The organism is Mesotoga sp. HF07.pep.5.2.highcov (genome assembly GCF_003666285.1).
Classification (GTDB): Bacteria; Thermotogota; Thermotogae; order Petrotogales; family Kosmotogaceae; genus Mesotoga; species Mesotoga prima.
In genome coordinates, this window is the sequence record NZ_JFHJ01000057.1 from 1 (window position 1) to 1,212 (window position 1,212).

Genomic DNA, 1,212 nt, shown 5'->3' on the forward strand with positions numbered 1-1,212 from the left:
CCGGATCTACTCAAAGAGATTGCATAATAGACCACTGTGGTGGTACGTCTGTTTTTCTTTTCATTTTTCCCTTGTTTAGCTGTTTTCAGATTTCTTGCTGTCAAAGTTGAGTCTTACAATAAACACAAATATCGCCTATCTTTTGACGGAATCTCCTTGTGCAAGATTGACATTCAGAATGCAAATGGCAATGCCGCTGTTCTACTGAAGACAAATGATCAAAATTTTTTCCGATAATCCTCCCTCCAAGAAACAACGGGGTGCAATCCTCGATGCAATGTATTTGGAAACAAGATCCCTTCGCTGGAGAAACTGTTTTCAGTTAAAAGAAAAAGCAAAATTGGTGTTGGTTGCTTAGCTCAAGTTCTTAGACATCTGAACTACATAATAGCTTTCCATCTGATTTGTTGTCAGAACATTCAATAGTTCGTTGAAGAAATCAAAGGCTGTCTTTCGCAAGTGATATTTTGAATATAACGATTTGCAGTTATTTGTTGGCAAAATTCGATTGCTTTTTGCAATGTTATATCCTTGTTAAGATGCAGTAAATATAACCAATTAGACGAAATTCGATCTGGAATAAAAAATCATTCGTACGTTCTCCTAAAAATTATTAGTTCCTATGATTCAGCTAATAATGTGTATTTTACTTTGAATGTATGGAAATATATCGAATTTCGTATTCTTAAAAACTAATCATATGAATACATCATAAGAATAGATCAAGTAGATAATACTTATGAATAAATCGTATATAATATTCCTGTAACACCCGGTTTTTCACAAACCGTCCGGAGGAGATCTTATGAGGAGATACGGGAATACAATTCTAATAAGCGTTTTACTTTTCATAGCCTTGATCTTCAGCAGTTGCGTTCCCAGAGTGAACCTATTCACTGTGGAGGTTGTTTCGGAGCCGGATGCAATTTCGGTTGCCCTTCTAAAAGACATCGAACAGGCGAATTATGAAGCTTCAGATGTCCAGAAAACCCCGCTAGTTCTTAACCTTAAACCCCAGGAGACTGTAGTCGTCAAAGTTATAGAAGAAGAACCACTTGAAGAAACTGAGGTTATACATGTTTTCGATGGCTGGGCCGACGGATCTAAGGCGAATCCAAGAGCAATTACGGCCGATTCGAATAAGAAAGTGGAAATCAAGACAGTGAAGAATGTTAGGGTCTCTATATCAACGAGCCCCAGAAATCTTGTCGA

Annotated in this window: 1 protein-coding gene; it reads left to right on the forward strand. The window is 37.3% G+C overall.

Annotated elements, in window-relative coordinates:
• Nucleotides 1-805: 805 nt before the first annotated feature.
• The coding region (locus tag BG32_RS01080; protein ID WP_147434775.1) for a hypothetical protein at nt 806-1,212 on the forward strand (407 nt) is incomplete at its 3' end.